Source organism: Pseudomonas sp. NBRC 111139 (assembly GCF_001753955.1).
In the GTDB taxonomy this organism is placed as follows: Bacteria; Pseudomonadota; Gammaproteobacteria; order Pseudomonadales; family Pseudomonadaceae; genus Aquipseudomonas; species Aquipseudomonas alloputida.
In genome coordinates, this window is record NZ_BCBP01000016.1 from 96724 (window position 1) to 113559 (window position 16836).

General features: G+C 63.2%; 12 protein-coding genes and 1 riboswitch. Of the genes, 5 read left to right on the forward strand and 7 right to left on the reverse strand.

Annotation, left to right across the window (positions count from 1 at the left end; all coding sequences use genetic code 11):
• The 4 genes from BJQ17_RS02310 to BJQ17_RS02325 form a co-directional block, all read right to left on the reverse strand.
• Nucleotides 1–1218 (reverse strand): PucR family transcriptional regulator, encoded by a 1218-nt coding sequence (locus BJQ17_RS02310; RefSeq protein WP_004576260.1) that lies wholly within the window; start codon nucleotides 1216–1218, stop codon nucleotides 1–3.
• Nucleotides 1215–2480, reverse strand: a complete 1266-nt coding sequence (codB, locus tag BJQ17_RS02315; RefSeq protein ID WP_004576261.1) for a cytosine permease — start codon at nucleotides 2478–2480, stop codon at nucleotides 1215–1217. The genes BJQ17_RS02310 and codB overlap by 4 nt, the downstream gene beginning before the upstream one ends.
• A 228-nt stretch (nucleotides 2481–2708) precedes the next feature.
• Nucleotides 2709–3374: a thiaminase II gene (tenA, locus tag BJQ17_RS02320; protein ID WP_033726651.1), complete on the reverse strand. Its 666-nt coding sequence runs from the start codon at nucleotides 3372–3374 to the stop codon at nucleotides 2709–2711.
• Nucleotides 3371–4018: a TenA family protein gene (locus BJQ17_RS02325; RefSeq protein ID WP_070095458.1), complete on the reverse strand. Its 648-nt coding sequence runs from the start codon at nucleotides 4016–4018 to the stop codon at nucleotides 3371–3373. The genes tenA and BJQ17_RS02325 overlap by 4 nt, the downstream gene beginning before the upstream one ends.
• 78 nt (nucleotides 4019–4096) lie before the next feature.
• A riboswitch (TPP riboswitch) is annotated at nucleotides 4097–4211 on the reverse strand.
• A 241-nt stretch (nucleotides 4212–4452) separates the two neighbouring features.
• Here BJQ17_RS02325 and BJQ17_RS02330 point away from each other — a divergent pair.
• The 4 genes from BJQ17_RS02330 (at nucleotide 4453) to BJQ17_RS02345 (ending at nucleotide 12337) form a co-directional block, all read left to right on the forward strand.
• Entirely contained in the window at nucleotides 4453–7848 is a 3396-nt protein-coding gene (locus tag BJQ17_RS02330; RefSeq protein WP_070095459.1) for an Ig-like domain-containing protein, read from the forward strand.
• Between the two features lie 55 nt (nucleotides 7849–7903).
• Nucleotides 7904–8887: an SCO family protein gene (locus BJQ17_RS02335; protein ID WP_070095460.1), complete on the forward strand. Its 984-nt coding sequence runs from the start codon at nucleotides 7904–7906 to the stop codon at nucleotides 8885–8887.
• An 81-nt stretch (nucleotides 8888–8968) separates the two neighbouring features.
• Complete coding sequence (locus BJQ17_RS02340) at nucleotides 8969–11296, forward strand: bifunctional diguanylate cyclase/phosphodiesterase (RefSeq protein ID WP_070095461.1); 2328 nt, start codon at nucleotides 8969–8971, stop codon at nucleotides 11294–11296.
• 60 nt (nucleotides 11297–11356) lie between these two features.
• Nucleotides 11357–12337: a site-specific integrase gene (locus BJQ17_RS02345; protein ID WP_079732525.1), complete on the forward strand. Its 981-nt coding sequence runs from the start codon at nucleotides 11357–11359 to the stop codon at nucleotides 12335–12337.
• On the opposite strand, the gene BJQ17_RS02350 is transcribed toward BJQ17_RS02345, so the two are convergent.
• Nucleotides 12327–13367 carry an SMP-30/gluconolactonase/LRE family protein gene (locus BJQ17_RS02350; protein WP_070095462.1) on the reverse strand — a complete coding sequence of 347 codons (1041 nt, stop codon included), beginning with the start codon at nucleotides 13365–13367 and terminating at the stop codon, nucleotides 12327–12329. The genes BJQ17_RS02345 and BJQ17_RS02350 overlap by 11 nt on opposite strands.
• Nucleotides 13368–13494: 127 nt before the next feature.
• On the opposite strand from BJQ17_RS02350, the gene BJQ17_RS02355 reads away from it, so the two are divergent.
• A complete protein-coding gene (locus BJQ17_RS02355; RefSeq protein ID WP_070095463.1) occupies nucleotides 13495–14394 on the forward strand; it encodes a LysR substrate-binding domain-containing protein in 900 nt (299 codons plus the stop codon).
• A gap of 19 nt (nucleotides 14395–14413) precedes the next feature.
• Here BJQ17_RS02355 and BJQ17_RS02360 read toward each other — a convergent pair whose 3' ends face one another.
• Together BJQ17_RS02360 and BJQ17_RS02365 are read right to left on the reverse strand one after the other, a co-directional pair.
• Nucleotides 14414–15553 carry a glycerate kinase gene (locus tag BJQ17_RS02360; protein ID WP_070095464.1) on the reverse strand — a complete coding sequence of 380 codons (1140 nt, stop codon included), beginning with the start codon at nucleotides 15551–15553 and terminating at the stop codon, nucleotides 14414–14416.
• Nucleotides 15554–15694: 141 nt separating this feature from the next.
• A complete protein-coding gene (locus BJQ17_RS02365) occupies nucleotides 15695–16792 on the reverse strand; it encodes a sugar diacid recognition domain-containing protein (RefSeq protein WP_070095465.1) in 1098 nt (365 codons plus the stop codon).
• Between the last annotated feature and the right edge of the window lie 44 nt (nucleotides 16793–16836).

Genomic DNA, 16836 nt, shown 5'->3' on the forward strand with positions numbered 1-16836 from the left:
TTACTCCTTGCCGTGGGCTTCGCTCATGCGCCATACCAGCATGGCGACCGAAGCATTCATGCGAAAAAGCGGGTCGTCCAGCGACTGCCCGCTCAGTTGTTCGATGCGCTGGATGCGCTGATTGATCGTGTTGCGGTGCAGCCCCAGACGCTGTGCGGCCTTGAGCCCGTTGCCATTTTCCATGAGCAAGGCGTCGAGGGTATGCACCAAAGCATGGGCGTGTTTGCGCCCAGGGGCGATCAGCGGGCCGAGGGTGCGGCTGACGAAATCGTCAACCAGCGAGCGGTCGACAATACCTTGCAGTAGGCGCAACACGCCGAGCTCGCTGAAGTTGCAATAACCGTTGGCCGGGCGCAGATGCTGCGCCACATCCAGCGCCTGGCGTGCCTCGTTGAGGGCCTGGCGGTAGTGCGCGCAATCGTCAGCGAGGCTCGACAGGCCCATGTAGAGGCCCAGTTCACCTGTCGCGGCTTGCAGCTGCCGGTACAGCGCGCCCAAGGTCTCGGGTAAGTCGTGTGTATCGGCCAGCAGCACCACGAACAGGTCGCCCGGCAACTGCGCCGTCACACTGCCGGGCCGCTGGCGGCACCAGGCTTCGAGCTGGTCTTCCAGGGCCTGCCGGGTGGCTTGCCAGGTACGCTCGCCGTGGGCCAGCCCTTGGCGCTCGAACAAGGCGTCCACGCCCGTCAGGCGCAACGCCAGCAGGCGCCGCGGTTTATCCAGGGCCAGTTGCAGGTGTGCTGCCCGCTGCCGGGCAATCGCCAGGCTTGGGTAGTCGCCTGTGAGCAGTTGCCCAAGGATGTCGTTACGCGAGCGGCGCGCCTGGCTCATCTGTACCAGTGCAGTGCCGATCAGGTGGGTGACCACCACCATCTTCAGTGCGTAGGGCTGTTCGATCAGCGGCAAGCCCAGCTGCTCGGCGCGCGCGACAACGGGCGCCGGGATGCTCTGGATGAAACTGCCGCCGGTGAGAATCACCATGCCGGCAATGCCCACGGCGTCGCCATCCTCCACCAGGCTCAGCAGGTTGGCTTCGCCGCGCGGGTGATTGATGCCGGTGACGAATACCAGTTCACCGCCCATCACCCATTCGGCGATACCCTCGTTCTCCGCCACGTAAGGCCAGCGTACCCGCCGCTGCAGGTTGCGCGCGCCGGCCCGCACCTGCATTTCGTGCAGACCGGGCAAATGCAGGAGCTCGTCCAGCGCCAGGCTCACGGCTCGACGCCCGCCTGGCCGGGCGCGCGGCGGCGTGCGCCCAGCTCTAGAATGACGATGTAGCACACTGCCGAGGCGGCGATGCCCACCAGCGGCGCGACCCACGGTGAGGCATAGGCCAGTACTGCGCCCACGGCATAGGCAAACAGCCCGGTGAGGTTGTAGCGTGGCAGGTGTGCCGTACCCAGTGCCGGGTATTTGCCGCGGTGGCGGTACCAGAAATCAGCCATGATCACCCCACCCACCGGCGGAATGATCGACCCCAGCAGCACCAGGAACGGGATCAGCATTTCGTACATGCCACCCATCGCCAGCACAATGCCAACCCCGGCCGCCACCAGCGTTGCCGTGCGCCGGCGCTCGCTGCGCAACAAGTGGCAGGCGGCGGCCGACACGTTGTAGATGGTCGGACCCTGAATGGTCCACAGGTTCAGGCACAGCATCACCACGGCCGCGAACGACAGGCCCTGCAGCATCATCACGTCGACGATATCGGCCTGCTGATAAACCATCGCGCACCACGCCCCGGCCACCACCATCAGGCCGTTGCCAAGGAGGAATGCCACCACGCTGGCGATCACCGCTACCCGGCCACTGCGTGCCAGCCGTGTCCAGTTAGTGGCTTGGGTGGCGCCACTGGCGAAGGTGCCGAAGACCATGGTCACTGCCGCCGAAAAGGTCATGGTTTCATGCGGGACGACTGCAGCCAGGCCGGCAAAGCCACCGGCATCGCGGGTGGCGATGTACATGGACACCAACAGCAGCACGAACATCAATGGCACCGACACCCGCGACAACAGGTCCAGCCCCTTGAACCCGATGATGGCCGTAATGCTGAAACCCAGCCCGAACAGCACCATCAACGGCATGCCGAAACCATCCGCCAGCCCCAGCAGCTTGACCAGCACGATGGCCACCGTGGCCGTACCCCAGGCATACCAGCCCAGTTCGGCAAAACCCAGCAGAAAGTCCGAGAGCCGGCTCCCCGCTTCACCAAAACAGAAGCGCCCCATCAACACGGTATTCAGCCCGCTGCGTGAGGCGATGAAGGCCAGCACTGCGGCATACAAGGCAAGCAAACTGTTGCCGAGGGTCGCCACCCACAGCATGTCGACAAAACTGAATGCCATGCCCAGCTTGCCGCCGGCGAACATCGTGCCGGTAAAGAAGGTGAAGCTGAACAAGACCATCGCGATCGGCAGCAGGCCCTTGCGGGCGGACTGGGGGGCTTCGCTGAGTGGAAATTCGCTGGGTGAGCTCATTGCACGGGGCTCCGGGTGTGTAGTTGGGAGCGGAAAGAGCAATATGCGGGCCGCTTTTTCCTGCGCCGCCACCCGGAAGAAATCGGGCTGCTCGCCCAGAAATCCATATGCACTGTGCACATTAAAGCTGCGATCTGACGATCTGAAGTGTGCGGGACGACTTATTTTGAGGCGCTCATGCACCAAAGCGGGCCTGGGCTGGGTAGTAATCACCCAGCCCACGGCGGTTTACACGGTCCCGTCCAACCCCATTTGCCAGAAATCAGCCTCCAGGCTGGAGGCCTGGCCAAAAATCCCTGCCAGTTCGGCGAACCGCTGCTCGGTCATGCTGCGCGCCGCCAGTTCATCGAGGTGCTTGCGCGCTGCTGCGGCCACCCCTTGGTAGCCCTCCCCGGCATACTCGCCAATCCACTCGCGGTAGGGGTGATTGCTCAAGTCGCCAATGCGCTCGGCCAGGGTCCGGCCGATTTCGGCATAGCCGATCACGCAAGGTGCCAGTGCCACGTGCAGCTCCAGCAGGTCGCCGGCTGCGCCGCAGTCCAGCACATAACGGGTGTATGCCACCGTGGCCTGATGCTCTGGCGCGGCCTCGATGTCTGCCTGGGTCAAGCCCCAGCGCGCGCACAGGCGCACGTGCAGCTCGGTTTCATCCAGGATCGCCGACAGCCCGGCCTGCGCCGCGCGAATGTCGGCCGGGCGGCGGCTCTTGTAGGCAGCCAACGCCCAGGCGCGGGCGAACTGGATCAGGAACAGGTAATCCTGCACAAGGTAGGTCCGGAACGCTTCCTCGCTCAGCGTGCCCTCGCCCATCTGACGCACGAAGTCATGGTCTACGTAGCGGTTCCATTGTGGCGAGGCAGCGGCCTTGAGGCGCTCGAAGATATCCATGCTCATTTGCCCTCCGGGTACACTGCATCGAAGAAAGCCAGCTCCAGCGCCACGGTGCGCTGGTAGAAGTCACTTGCCAATGCGGCCTCCTGCGGGCCGACGCGGTCCAGTTCGGCCTGCAGGAAAGCGACGAATGCCTGGAATACCGGGTTGTCATGCAGGGTAATCCACTCGGCATGGACGAAGTTGTCCGGCATCGGTTTCGGCGCCTTGAGTGCCCAGTCCAGGTACAGGCCTTCGGCGACGTTCAGCACCGCCAGTGCCGCTGCGTAGGAACGGGTGGCTGCCGCTTCGCGCATGATCGCCTTGAAACCTGCGGTAGGCGCGGTATCGGCCGGTTCACTGCGTTGCGCCGGGCTGACACCCAAGGCCTCGAAGGCACGCAGGAAGTAGGTGTTTTCGTCACTGCAGATCATCCCGGCAAAGCGGCCGAAGCGCAGGCGGGCTTCAAACGTGTCAGCGGTGGCGATGGCCGCGCCTAGCAGGGTCACGAAGCTGTCGAGGAAACGGTGGTCCTGAACCAGGTAGTCGACCATGATCGGGTCCGGCAGGCTGCCGTCGCACAATCGGGTCACGAAACGGTGGCCAACGGCCGCCGACCAGGTCGGCTCGCTCTGGCGGCGCAGGGACTGGCTGAAACGTTCGGTCATGTTGCTGTCCTTGATGAGGGTGACAGCGAGACCTTGAAAGTTGGCATGGACTGGCCTCGCAGTGAGGCCGGCAAAAAGGCAGGTTACAAGCCCCATCCCTTCGCCGGCATGATCCGGATCAGGTTCGAAGGGTCACCGCGCTGCAGCGTTCAGCGGTTTCTCAGCCCATTGCCGGGCTCCCCTTGGTGGCGCTCAGGTATACCCGAGGGCGCCGCGCCTGTCACTACCCAAACTGTGGGCAATGGTGACCCGCTAATGGGTATCTGTCCCCATTCTTGACGCGCCATCTTTTAGTGCACGCCAGACACTGCAAGGTTTTGTATGTCAAAGCATTACTGAAATATCTGTTGGCATAGCTGTTGCTGATGGCCATTTAACGGGCAAAACGCCATTGATGGCTTAAGGCCCTAAGGCCGCAAAAGAGGCTTAAGCCAATGAAAACACCTGCTGCGAGTCACGCGTCCAGACGCGTGTTCCATCTGTCCTCTGTCACGGCACTGATGATCAGCCTCGGATTGATCACGGCCATGGCATCCCCCCTCGACGACAACAGCATGCCACCGCCGACCGACCCGTCGGCCTACACCGACCAGCCGGACGACCCGACCGCTACCTTGCTTGAGCTGAACACCATGCCGGAGGCCAACGAAGGCTCGCTGGAGCTGACCGATGGCATGTATGGCGACCGCAACACGGTACGCACCGACAACGTGCTGCCGCCTGCCCTGCAAACGTCGGACAAGTACCCTACCAACGGCAAACCCAGCCCGTTGTTCGGTGCGCAACCTTTCACCCAGCAACTGTTGCTGTTCGAAGAATTCGGGCCAGAGAAGCTCGACCCGACCACGCCGGCGCCCGATCTGACCTTCCCGGTACCGACCCTCGGCGCGGCCCCCGCGCAAGACCCCAACGTGGTAGCACGCAGCGGCCCCAGTGGCAGCGCTTTGGAAGCGTTTCTCAAGCAACCCGGCCTGTACCCGTTCCCGACCCAGTACGCCAACGTGCTGGACCGCAATCCATGGAAGGCGCAGATCGAGATGTTCCTCAACCGCCAGCCGGTCGGCTCGCCCGCTGAAGGCCGGCCACCAGGAAAAGGCTGGTCGCACCAGCGCTGGAACGAGTTTTACCCGCAGGCAGCGTTCAAGACCGCCCAGGCCGGTGCGCGCATCAACCTCGGCCTGCGCGACCGTAAGCAACTGCACAACTATGCCGTCGGTGAATTTGCCCCGGGCGGCCTGTACTACCAGACCTCCGACATTCCGACCACGCTGGGCACCACCAAGGGCATCGACACACGCTTCCATCCGAACATGCCACTGCAAAACCACAAATCGCTGTGGACCTTCGACGGCACTTTCCCGCCCAAGCTGCTGATGGTGCGCTACGGCCAGCCAATTCTGATGCGCCATTACAACGCACTGCCGATTGACCCCTCGGCCAACGGTGGCTTTGGCCTGCATACCATCTCGACCCACGAGCACAACGGCCACTCGCCGGCCGAAAGCGACGGCTTTGCCAACGCGTACTTCTTCCCCGGCCAGTACTACGACTACCGCTGGCCGGTGCAGCTGGCCGGCTACGACACCATCAACACCCGTGCCCAGGACCCGCGTGCCGCTTTCCCCTGCTCGCCGGGTGAAACCTTGTTCGTCAACGATGGTTCACCGGGCCTGAAAACCTGCGAGAACGGCAGTATCAAGATTCGTGGCGACTGGCGCGAAACCATGAGTACCCACTGGTTCCACGACCACATGATGGATTTCACGGCGCAGAACGTCTACAAGGGCAACGCCGTGATGATGAACTACTACAGCGCCCTGGACCGCGGCAACGAGGCCCTGCAGGACGGCGTCAACCTGCGCTTCCCAAGCGGTTCAGCCATGCCTTGGGGGAACCGTGACTATGACGTCAACCTGGTGATTGCCGACAAAGCCTGGGATGCCAATGGCCAGCTGTGGTTCAACCCGTTCAACACGGACGGCTTCCTCGCTGACCAGATTCTGGTCAACTGGCAGTACAAGCCCAGGCTCAAGGTGCGTGCGCGCAGTTACCGCTTCCGTCTCCTCAACGGCTCGGTGTCACGCTACTTCAAGTTCGCCGTGGTGCGGGAGATTGCCGGTACCAGTGGTGAGTTCAAAGGCCCGTCCGGCTCCAACCTGTCGTATGCGCGGGTGCCGTTCCACATGATCGCCAACGACGGCAACATCATGGAACATGCGGTGCCATTCGACGGCACGATGGACCTCAATGGTGACGGCAATCTGCAAGACAACAACGGCGTCTTGCCGTTGCAGGCCATTGCCGAGCGCTACGACATCATCATCAACTTCGCCAAGAACGGCATCAAGGCCGGCGACAAGCTGTACTTCGTCAACCTGATGGAGCACGACTCCGGCAAAGGTCCGAAGCAAGCTATCCCGTTGGCCGACGTGCTGTCGGAAAAATACAAGGCGGTAATCAAGCAGACCAGCAAAGGCCCGCAGTGGGACAACGGCGACCCGGCTGTCGGCAAGTTTCTGCAACTGTGGGTGCAACCGTACACCGGCCAGGACCTGAGCATGGACCCGGTAGCCTATGAGCCGGCCAAGCCAGGCAAGGCTGCAGGCCTGAAAATGCTGCCCCTGCCCATTGACCGCGACGCCGCAGCCGACCAGGCCAAACTCAAGGATGCCCGCCACCGCGAGTTCATCTTTGGCCGCTCAGACGGTACGGACACCACCCCGTGGACCATCAAGACCGACGGCGGCTTTGGCTACAGCATGGACCCACGCCGCATCAGTGCCGCGCCGCAATTGGCCAACCAGTCCACCGACGGTGGTTTCAGCGGCGACGGCACCCTGGAAGTGTGGAAGATCGTCAACGGCGGCAATGGCTGGAGCCACCCGGTACACGTGCACTTCGAGGAAGGCGTGATTCTTAGCCGCGACGGCAAGGCCCCGCCAGAATGGGAAAAATGGGCGCGCAAGGATGTGTACCGTATCGGGTCGGAACCTGATTCGTCCGAAGAGGTGGAAATGGCCATCCGCTTCCGCGAGTTCGCCGGCACCTACATGGAGCACTGCCACAACACCCAGCACGAGGACTCTTCGATGCTGCTGCGCTGGGACATTGAACATCCGGGGCAGTTCCAGGTGATGCCCACCCCGCTGCCAGGATGGGACGGCGTGCGCTACATGGCCTCGGTAGGCCTGCCAACGTTCCGCACCAAAACCGATAACGACAATGACGACCCGGCCAACAAACCACCTGTCGTGGCCAATGACAGTGCCGCAACGACTGCAGGCAAGGCGATCACCCTGAACGTGCTGGCCAACGACAGCGACCCGGACGGCAACGTACCGCTCACGGTCACCGGCCTCAGCCAGCCGGACTCCGGCCAGGGTACCGTGAGCACGGACGGCAGCACAGTGACGTACACCCCACCCGCTACGGTCGCCACGCCGTTCACGGCCAGCTTCAATTACACGGCGCGTGATACCAAGGGGGCCGAGTCGGTGACCCCGGCCACGGTCAGCATCGCCGTCACCCCAGTAGTGGCGGCCGACGAGCTCAAGGTCACCAGTGCCACAGTGCAACTGCGTAGCGGCAACCGGTTCACCTGGGATGTGCAGGGGACAACCACGGTGGCCACGGGCAACAGCATCAGCGTGACTGCAGCAACCACCGGTGGTCCGGTAAGCCTGGGGAACGCGACGCTGACTGCCACGACTACGGGGGCCCGTTGGCGGGTAGCGGTGACCACCACCGGCTTTGGCCCGGCCACGCCAGCGACGGTCACGGTGAAATCGACGCTGGGCCAGACGGTGACAGCGCCAGTCACATACAAGTGAGTGCAAAGCGGGGCCGCCATGCGGCCCCCATCAGCCAACCCACGAGGACCGCATCATGCCCGGCTCATGGCGATTCCTGCTGGTACTGGCGTTGTTCGCCGCCAGCATTCCGTTCTGGCCGTTGCAACCCCAACGAACGGTGGCCGAAGCAGCGGCCTCTCCCTGGGGGGCCAGCTATTTCCCCAACATCCCCCTGCTCACTCAGGATGGCGAAAAAGTGCATTTCTTCGACGACCTGATCAAGGACAAGGTGGTCGCCATCAACTTCATCTTTACCGGCTGCTCCGATTCCTGCCCAGTGGAAACCGCTCGCCTGCGCCAGGTACAGAAAATCCTCGGTGACCGGGTCGGCAAAGACATCTTCCTCTACTCCATCAGCATCGACCCCTATAACGACACCCCCGCCACCCTCAAACGCTATGCCGAAAAGTTCGGCATCGGCCCAGGCTGGACCTTGCTGACCGGCGAACCCGACGACATCGAGCAACTACGCCGCAGCCTGGGGCTGTGGATCGATGGCCTGGAAAACGGCCGCTCCAAAGACCACAACCTGAGCCTCATCATCGGCAACCAGGCCACCGGCCGCTGGATGAAAGCCTCGCCTTTCGAAAGCCCGTACATCCTCGCAGACCGCCTGGGCAACAGCCTGCACAACTGGAAGCAGGCCAGCGCCATGAGCAATGACTACGCTCAGGCTCCGCAAATCCGCTCACCCAGCAGCGGCGAGCAGATATTCCGTACCCGTTGCTCGTCCTGCCATACCGTGGGCAACACCGAGCCAGGCCAGCCAGGCATCGGCCCCGACCTGCTGGGCGTGACCCGTCAGCGTGACGCCAACTGGCTGGTCCGCTGGCTGAAGGTGCCCGACCAGATGCTGGCCGAAAAAGACCCCTTGGCCATGCTGCTGTTCGAACAATACAACCGCCTGGCCATGCCCAACATGCGCTTGGGCGATGCCGAAGTTAGCGCATTGATGAGCTACCTCGAAGAGGAAACGGCTCGCTTGCAAACACCCATGGCTAATAGGGAAATCCCCTAAAGGCTATTGGCCACCAGTCATCAGGCTGTCATCTTATTGTCGTATTTTCCGAGCATTACCCAGGGTCGGGAACTATCAGCAGTGATTCGCCGTTCGCTTTCCTCCTCCAGCCTTCTGCGACTGCTGATCCTGATGCTCTGTGCAGCGACCCTGGCCTTTCTCTGGGGGCTGCACGTCACGCAGAAAGCCACCGCCCGACAGGGTGCACTGTCGGCCAAGGCCGTCGAGCACCTGAACCTGGCCAGCATCGTGGGTGAAAACCTGCGACAGCTTGTCGACCGCGCCCAGACGGTGGGTCGTGTTACCCAGGACGACATGAAAGCGCTGCGCCAAGGCAACTTCAGCCTGGTACCCAGCCTGGCCGCAGACCCAGTGTTCAAGCGCTTGAGCCTGTACGACCGACAAGGCCGGCTGCTAGCGGCCAGCCACACCGATGAGGCCGCCGAGTTGCCGGCAGACTGGTTGCACCAACTGCAGCGGCACATTGACCGCTACGGTTTCAAACCTTTCCTGCCGAGCATTCAGCCTGCCAGCCAAAACGCTGCCCCGCCCACTGGGCGCCTGCCCTTCCTGCTGCCGTTGACCAATTCGACCGGCCGGGAAATCGACAACCTTTTGGTGGTGCAATTGGACGTCGGCTACCTGGCGGTGCTGTTCCAGCCTATCGACCTGGGCAACAGTGGCCTGGTGCGTCTGCTGCAGGATGACGGCCTGGAACGGCTGCGCATCGACAACAGCGGCGTGGTGACTGCGGGCGACCTATTGCAGCCACCGCTGCCGGCGCTAAACACCGAAGCGGGCATGCTGACCCAATACATAGCGGGTGATGCCTACCAAAGCTTGTACCGCCATGTACCCGAGCACGGCTTCAGCGTGGTGGTCAGCCAGCGCCAGGCAGAAATCCTCGCACCCTCGACGCTGGCCTATTCCCGGCAGTTCTGGTTGAACCTGAGCATGACCCTGATGATCCTGGCCAGCCTGCTATGGACCTTGCGCCTGCTACGCAAGCGCCAGGAGGCCTTCGACGCGCTGGAACATGCCCAGCAGGTCAATCAGCAACTGATCGTGCGCCTGGAGGACGAACACCGGCGCAGCAGCCACGCCGCCGCCACGGACCACCTCAGCGGCCTGCACAACCGCCGCCAGTTCGTCGAAGTGGCCAGCCAGGCGCTGACTCGGCAACGTGGCAAGCGCCGACTGATGGCGATTCTGTTCATCGACATGGACCGTTTCAAGTCGATCAACGACTCGCTCGGACACAAGATTGGTGACCTGCTGCTACAGGCTGTGGCCGGGCGTATCCAGCGCCTGCTGGAGCCCGGCGACGAGGCTTCGCGGTTTGGCGGCGACGAATTCGTGGTGCTGCTGGCCGGCGAGCGCAGCGAGGAGCAGATCAACGCCTGGGTCCACGAACTGGTGCAGAAACTGTCGGCCGCGTACGCCCTGGATGGCCAAGAGGTCAACACCAGCCCCAGCGTAGGGGTGAGCATCTGCCCGCGTGATGGCCAGGACATCGACAGCCTGATACGCAGTGCCGATGCTGCAATGTACTCGGCCAAGCAGGCTGGACGCGCGCAGTATCGCTTTTTCGACCCCTCGCTGAACCTGGCCGATATCCAGGCTTTCACCCTTGAGCAAGCGTTCGGCAGTGCCTTGGCCGAACGCCAGTTCGTGCTGCACTACCAGCCACAGATGCGCCTGGACACCCACCAGGTGCTGGCCTACGAGGCGCTGGTGCGCTGGGACCACCCTGATTTCGGCCTGCTGTACCCGGACCGCTTCATCGGCCTGGCCGAGCGCAGTGGTTTCATTGTCGAACTGGGTTGGGAGGTCATTCGGCTGGCCTGTGAAGCCTTGTCGAGCTGGAATGCCCAAGGCCGCAAGACACGGCTGGCAGTCAATGTCTCCGCCCTGCAGCTGCGTCAAGCCGATTTCGCTGACCGGCTGCTGAGCAAATTGCAGCATCATGGCATCGCGCCCCAGCAGCTGGAGCTGGAAATTACCGAAACCACCATCCTCGACCCCGAAGGCACGGCGGTGGCGCACCTGCATACGTTGCGCGGCGCAGGTTTGGGTATCAGTCTGGACGATTTTGGCCGTGGCTACGCCGGCTTTGCCCACCTGCATTCACTGCCCCTGAGCAAGTTGAAGATCGATCGTTCGCTGATCGCGGCGCTGTCCAACAGCCATGACGACAGCCCGATCGTGTCCTCCACCATCATCCTGGCCAAGCGCCTGGGCCTGGAAGTGGTGGCCGAGGGGGTGGAAACCCGCGAACAGGTGGTGTACCTGAAGCTTGCCGGCTGCGATATCGCCCAGGGCTACCACTTCAGCCGGCCACTGTCGCTGCCGCAGCTGTGGGTTTACCCGCCCTTCAACGGTATCGAGGACAAGGCATGCGTGTACTGAGCGCAACGGCAGGCTTGCCGATGGCGTTGGGCAAGGACAGGCAACGCATTTCGGTTTATCGTGTACCGATCACACACCGACACCCGCACCATGACCGATATCGAGCGCTACCTTCGCGCCGCCACCCGTGACAACACCCGGCGCAGCTACCAGGCCGCCATCGAGCATTTCGAAAGCCATTGGGGCGGCTTTCTCCCGGCCACCGCCGAGAGTATCGCCCGCTACCTGGCCGATCATGCCGACCAGCATGCAGTCAGCACCCTGCGCCAACGCCTGGCCGCGCTCAGCCAATGGCACGTCGCCCAAGGTTTCCCCGACCCGACCAAGGCGCCGTTGGTGCGTCAGGTGCTACGCGGCATCCGCACCCTGCACCCGACGCCGCCCAAGCAGGCCGCACCGCTGTTGCTGCAACACCTGCAAACCGCTGTGACGTGTTTTGAAGAAGAAGCCCGACAAGCCCGCGAGCACCATGATTTGGCAGCCCTGCGCCGGGCTCGCCGTGACAGCGCCTTGCTGTTGCTGGGTTTCTGGCGTGGTTTTCGCGGCGATGAGCTGGCACGCCTGCGCATCGAACACATCCAGGCACAAGCCGGTGTCGGCATTACGCTTTTCCTGCCACGCAGCAAGGGCGACCGCGAAGCCTTGGGCGTCCAGCACCGCACCCCTGCCCTCAAGGCCTTGTGCCCTGTCACTGCCTACCTGCAATGGCTTGAAGTCGCCGGTATTGCCCATGGGCCGGTGTTCCGCAAACTCGACCGCTGGGGCAACCTTGGCGACAACGCGCTCAACAGCAACAGCCTGGTGGGCCTGCTGCGGCGCATGCTGGAACGCGCCGGGGTGCCGGCGGCGCTGTATACCGGCCACTCGCTACGGCGTGGCTTCGCCACCTGGGCCACGGCCAATGGTTGGGAACTGAAGTCGCTGATGAGCTATGTGGGCTGGAAAGACGCCAAGTCGGCGCTGCGCTACATCGACTCGGCGCAGCGTTTTGGCGATCTGGCCGTGCTACCGGCCAGTCAGGTGCAACCGCTTATTCCTTGAAGCTGTGCCTGGCGACGCCGCCCGTTTCCGGGCGGATGGCATACAGGTCGCCAGCGTCCGGATAATGGTGCAGGTCTTCTGGCGTCATGTCGTAACGCGCGGTGCTGATGTACAAGGTGTTCATCCCGGGCCCGCCAAAGCAGCAGCTGGTGGGGCACGGTACTGGCATCAACACCTGGTCGGTCAGGTACCCGTGGCGGTCGTAACGCAGCAGGCAGCTGCCATGGTACTGGCACACCCACAGCCCGCCTTCGCGGTCCAGCGCCAGGCCATCCGGCCGCCCCAGTTCGGCGGGGGTTTCGGCAAACAGCGTGACAGCGCCCAGCCGGCCTTCGATGAGGTACTCGGCGCGGTAGATCGCACGCGCCGCCGAATCGACGAAGTACACCGTATGGCCGTCCTGAGACCAGGCAAGGCCGGTGGGCAAAGCCATGTCATCGTGAATCACCTGGTCGCTCAATTGCCAGTCAAAGCGAAAAAGCGCCCCGGTATTGCCGCTGAGGGCCTCGTCCATCAGGCCGGTGACGAAGCGTCCCTGAGGGTCGCAGGCGCCGTCGTTGAAGCGGTAAGTCGAGCGCGGATGGACCGATGCCGAATGCTGGCTCACCTTGCGTGTTGGCACATCGAAGATGGCCACGCTGGCATCCTCGGTGAAAATCAGGTTACCCCGGTCGGTCAGCGCCAGGGCGCCAATACGCGCGGCAGACTCGTAAAGGCAATCCACTTCGCCATCGGGTGTCAGGCCGTTGATGCGCCCGCCAGAGATATCGACAAAGTACAGCACGCCACTGCGTTCATCCCAGACCAGGCTTTCACCAAGGTCCGCGCGCGTGTTGGCCACTTTGACCGGCACGTAATTGCATTCCTTGATGCGGCGCCAGCGCTCGGCCACCTGCACACGGCCGAGGTCCCGAGGGTAGCTGACACTGCTGTATTCGTTGAAGCGCATGGCGATGTGCTGGCTATTGCTGGCGCGCAAGGTGCAATCAGTGTGATGGCACAACGCACCGGCCAGGTGAGTAACGGGCATTTCTGGCTACCTTCAATTCTCCTTTCTTACGATATCAACAAAAAAATCAATGACTTAATATTAAAATCATGCAACTTTGATATCCCACGGATATCACCGCCGAGTCGCCACGCTGCAGGAATGCTGGATGATCGAAACACGCTTGCTCAGGCAGTTCATCGCCGTGGCCGAAGAACTGCACTTTCACAAGGCCGCCCAGCGCCTGCACATGGCACAACCACCGCTGAGCCAGGCGATCAACCGGCTCGAGGAAAAGCTCGGTTTCGGCCTGCTTCTGCGCAACAAGCGCGGGGTGCGCCTGACCGCAGCGGGTGCAGCGTTTCTCGACACCGCCTACCGCACGCTTGCTGAACTGGAACAAGGGATCGAGTACGCGCGCAGCGTTTCGGCGGGGGTCAGCGGCAAATTGACCATCACGGCCATTTCCATCGCCTATTACGACTCGCTGCTCAACCGCTTGCGCCGCTTTCGGGAGACTTATCCGAACGTGCAGCTGACCATCCGCGAGATGCCATCCGCCTCCCAGGCCAAGGCCTTGCTGGCCGGTGAGGCGGATATCGGCTTCATGCGCAGGCTACCACTGCCGGCCGGCACCCTGGAAGCACGCTTGCTGCTTGACGAGCAGATCGTCATGGCGCTGCCTGCCAGCCACCCCAAGGCGCAGCACGAGGCCGTCGACTTGCGCGAGTTTGCCGATGAGGACTTCGTGTTCACCCCACAAGCGCTGGGCGGCGGCTACCACGCACAGTTGGTTGCGTTGTGCGAATCGGCCGGGTTCTACCCCAAGGTCGTGCAGGAGGCGGCGCAGATCCACACCCTGCTGGGTCTGGTGGCCTGCGGCTTTGGCGTGGCCCTGGTGCCGGCGTCCTTCGTCCGCTCAACCCCGCGCGAACGCGTGCAGTTTTGCCCCATCCGCCCTATCGATGACCAGCCACCCCCCGGGCTTGGGCTGTACATGAAATGGAACGCCCAGAATGCTTCGCCAGCGCTGGCCAACTTCATTGCCATGTTCGAGACACAGCAATAAGGCCATTTCTACAGGGTGTTCAGCCTCGCTTCGCGCAGCGCCACAGCCGACCGATATCACAGGCCCTGGCCTGCAACAGCTCGGCAGCATTTGCACACGCCTGCTCCAGGTTCATCGGTCCACTGGCCAGTGCAAATGCAGCGTCGACCCCATGGGCATACAACTGCTGATACCCCTCCCCCAAGGTCCCGGCCAGTACCACCACCGGCACGCCATGGCGCTTGGCAACCCGCGCCACCCCCATCGGCGTCTTGCCGCGCAGTGTCTGGGCATCGAAACGCCCCTCGCCCGTCACCACCAGATCTGCCCCTTGTGCCAGGGCGTCAAGGCCAGCCAGCTCAGCCACGACTTCCACCCCAGGGCGGAACTGCGCGTCCATGAATGCCCGGGCAGCGAAGCCCATGCCACCGGCCGCACCACAACCAGGGTAATCGCGCACATCCGCGCCCAACAGCAGCGCACAATGGTCGGCAAAATGATTCAGCGCGTGGTCCAGCGCCTCTACTTGCTGCGGGTTGGCACCTTTCTGCGGGCCGAAGATCGCCGATGCGCCGTTGGCGCCACACAAGGGGTTGTCGACATCCGCCGCGACTTCAAACTGCACCCCGGCCAGGCGCGGGTCGAGACCGCTGGCGTCGATACGGGCCAGCTTGGCCAAGGCCAGGCCGCCCTCTTCCAGCGCTTGCCCGTCAGCATCCAGCAGGCGCAGGCCAAGCGCTCGCAACATGCCACTGCCGGCATCGTTGGTGGCGCTGCCACCGATGGCCAGCACCACACGCTGAGCGCCGGCGTCGAGGGCTGCGGCAATCAGCTCACCGGTCCCCCAGGTGCTGCTGCGGCAAGCATCGCGCTGGCCGGTTGGCACCCGTTGCAAGCCACTGGCCTGGGCCATTTCGATGATTGCGGTGCGACTTTGCGGCAACCAGCCCCAGCCGGCCTCGACGTGCTCCCCCAATGGCCCGCGCACGGCCTGGCGGCGCAGTTCACCCTGGCTGGCGGCCAGGATCGCCTCCATGGTGCCTTCGCCACCGTCGGCCATTGGGCACTCGACCAGTTCAGCCTCGGGCCACGCTTCGCTCAGGCCCGCAGCGATGGCGCGGGCGACACCGGCAGCGTCGAGGCTGTCCTTGAACGAGTCGGGGGCAATGACGATTTTCATGGGGTTTCTCCTGTCCTGATGAGCGGCATGCTGACAGGTGGCTGCCCAGGTGGCCTCGGTCAAATGCACAAAACGCCGGCCGGGTTGTTTGGGCAGATGCCTTTTTGCCTGTTCTGGCCCAATCGCCGGCAAGTGAATACTTCAGTCAGCGGGCAACAGCTGCAACCCCAGATACAAGCTAAGCATCCCTTCCAGGCGCAACGGGTCGACCTCACTTAGCTCGGCTATTCGCTCCAGTCGATAGCGCAGGCTGTTGCGGTGGATGCCCAGGGCATCGGCACAGGACTGGCTCTGGCCGTCATGTGCACACCAGGCGCGCAGGGTGGTGAGTAACTGGCCACTGCTGTCCTTGGCGCGGATGCGCTGCAACGGCTCCAACAGCTCGTCCAGCGCATCGTCGTTACGGTGGCGCCACAGCAGCGCCGGCAGCCGGTAGCGCTGCAGGCTGAGCAATCGCTCACTGGGCAATACCTCGCGGCCATAGGCCAGCAAGTCACGCACCCGGCGGTAACCACGGCGTAACTGCTCCAGGCTCTGCGCTGCACTGCCCAGGGCCAGTCGCTCAATGTCCCAGCCGTGGCGTTGCAGGCGTTCCAGCAGGCGCAGTTCATCCAGTGCCACGCCTGCCGGGCGGCACCACAGCAACGACTGGCGGGCCGGGCTGACGCACCAGCTATCCGGATAACGGCTCATCAACCATGCGGCCAGCGCCTCGGCAGGTGGCCCCGACGTAATCTCGAACAGGCACGGTATCCGCGCCAGCTGAGGTTTCAAGCCCAACTGACGGGCTTCGTCCAGCAAGCGCGGGGCGTTACCGCTGCCGCCGAGCAACAGCGCCAGCAGGTCGTCACAGCGCTGCCTTCGCCATTGCTGGTCAGCCTGTAAATTGCGTTGGGCCAGCAGCATTTCGGCGGTCATGCGCACCAGCTCGCCATACGTGCGCACCTGCTGCGGATCGCCGGTCAGGCCTAACACGCCCATCAGCCGCCCATCGAGCATCAATGGCAGGTTCACACCGGGCTGCACGCCCTTCAGGCACTTGGCCGCGTCGGTATCCAGCTCGACGATCCGGCCATTGGCCAAGACCAGCTGCGCCCCCTCGTGACGGGTGTTGATGCGCTCCGGCTCACCACTGCCCAGGATCAATCCTTGGCTGTCCATGACATTGACGTTGCAAGGCAAGATGGCCATTGCCCGGTCAACGATATCCTGCGCCAGGTCATGGTCGAGTTCGAACATTGCGTGGTCCTTTAGGTGTTTGGCTTTTGGGCTCGGGCACAGCA

Coding starts and splice junctions, on each gene's coding strand:
- BJQ17_RS02325 (WP_070095458.1), bottom strand. CDS start 4,018: ATGACCGAACGTTTCAGCCAGTCCCTGCGCCGCCAGAGCGAGCCGACC.
- BJQ17_RS02355 (WP_070095463.1), top strand. CDS start 13,495: ATGATCGAAACACGCTTGCTCAGGCAGTTCATCGCCGTGGCCGAAGAA.
- tenA (WP_033726651.1), bottom strand. CDS start 3,374: ATGAGCATGGATATCTTCGAGCGCCTCAAGGCCGCTGCCTCGCCACAA.
- codB (WP_004576261.1), bottom strand. CDS start 2,480: ATGAGCTCACCCAGCGAATTTCCACTCAGCGAAGCCCCCCAGTCCGCC.
- BJQ17_RS02360 (WP_070095464.1), bottom strand. CDS start 15,553: ATGAAAATCGTCATTGCCCCCGACTCGTTCAAGGACAGCCTCGACGCT.
- BJQ17_RS02365 (WP_070095465.1), bottom strand. CDS start 16,792: ATGTTCGAACTCGACCATGACCTGGCGCAGGATATCGTTGACCGGGCA.
- BJQ17_RS02330 (WP_070095459.1), top strand. CDS start 4,453: ATGAAAACACCTGCTGCGAGTCACGCGTCCAGACGCGTGTTCCATCTG.
- BJQ17_RS02335 (WP_070095460.1), top strand. CDS start 7,904: ATGCCCGGCTCATGGCGATTCCTGCTGGTACTGGCGTTGTTCGCCGCC.
- BJQ17_RS02350 (WP_070095462.1), bottom strand. CDS start 13,367: ATGCCCGTTACTCACCTGGCCGGTGCGTTGTGCCATCACACTGATTGC.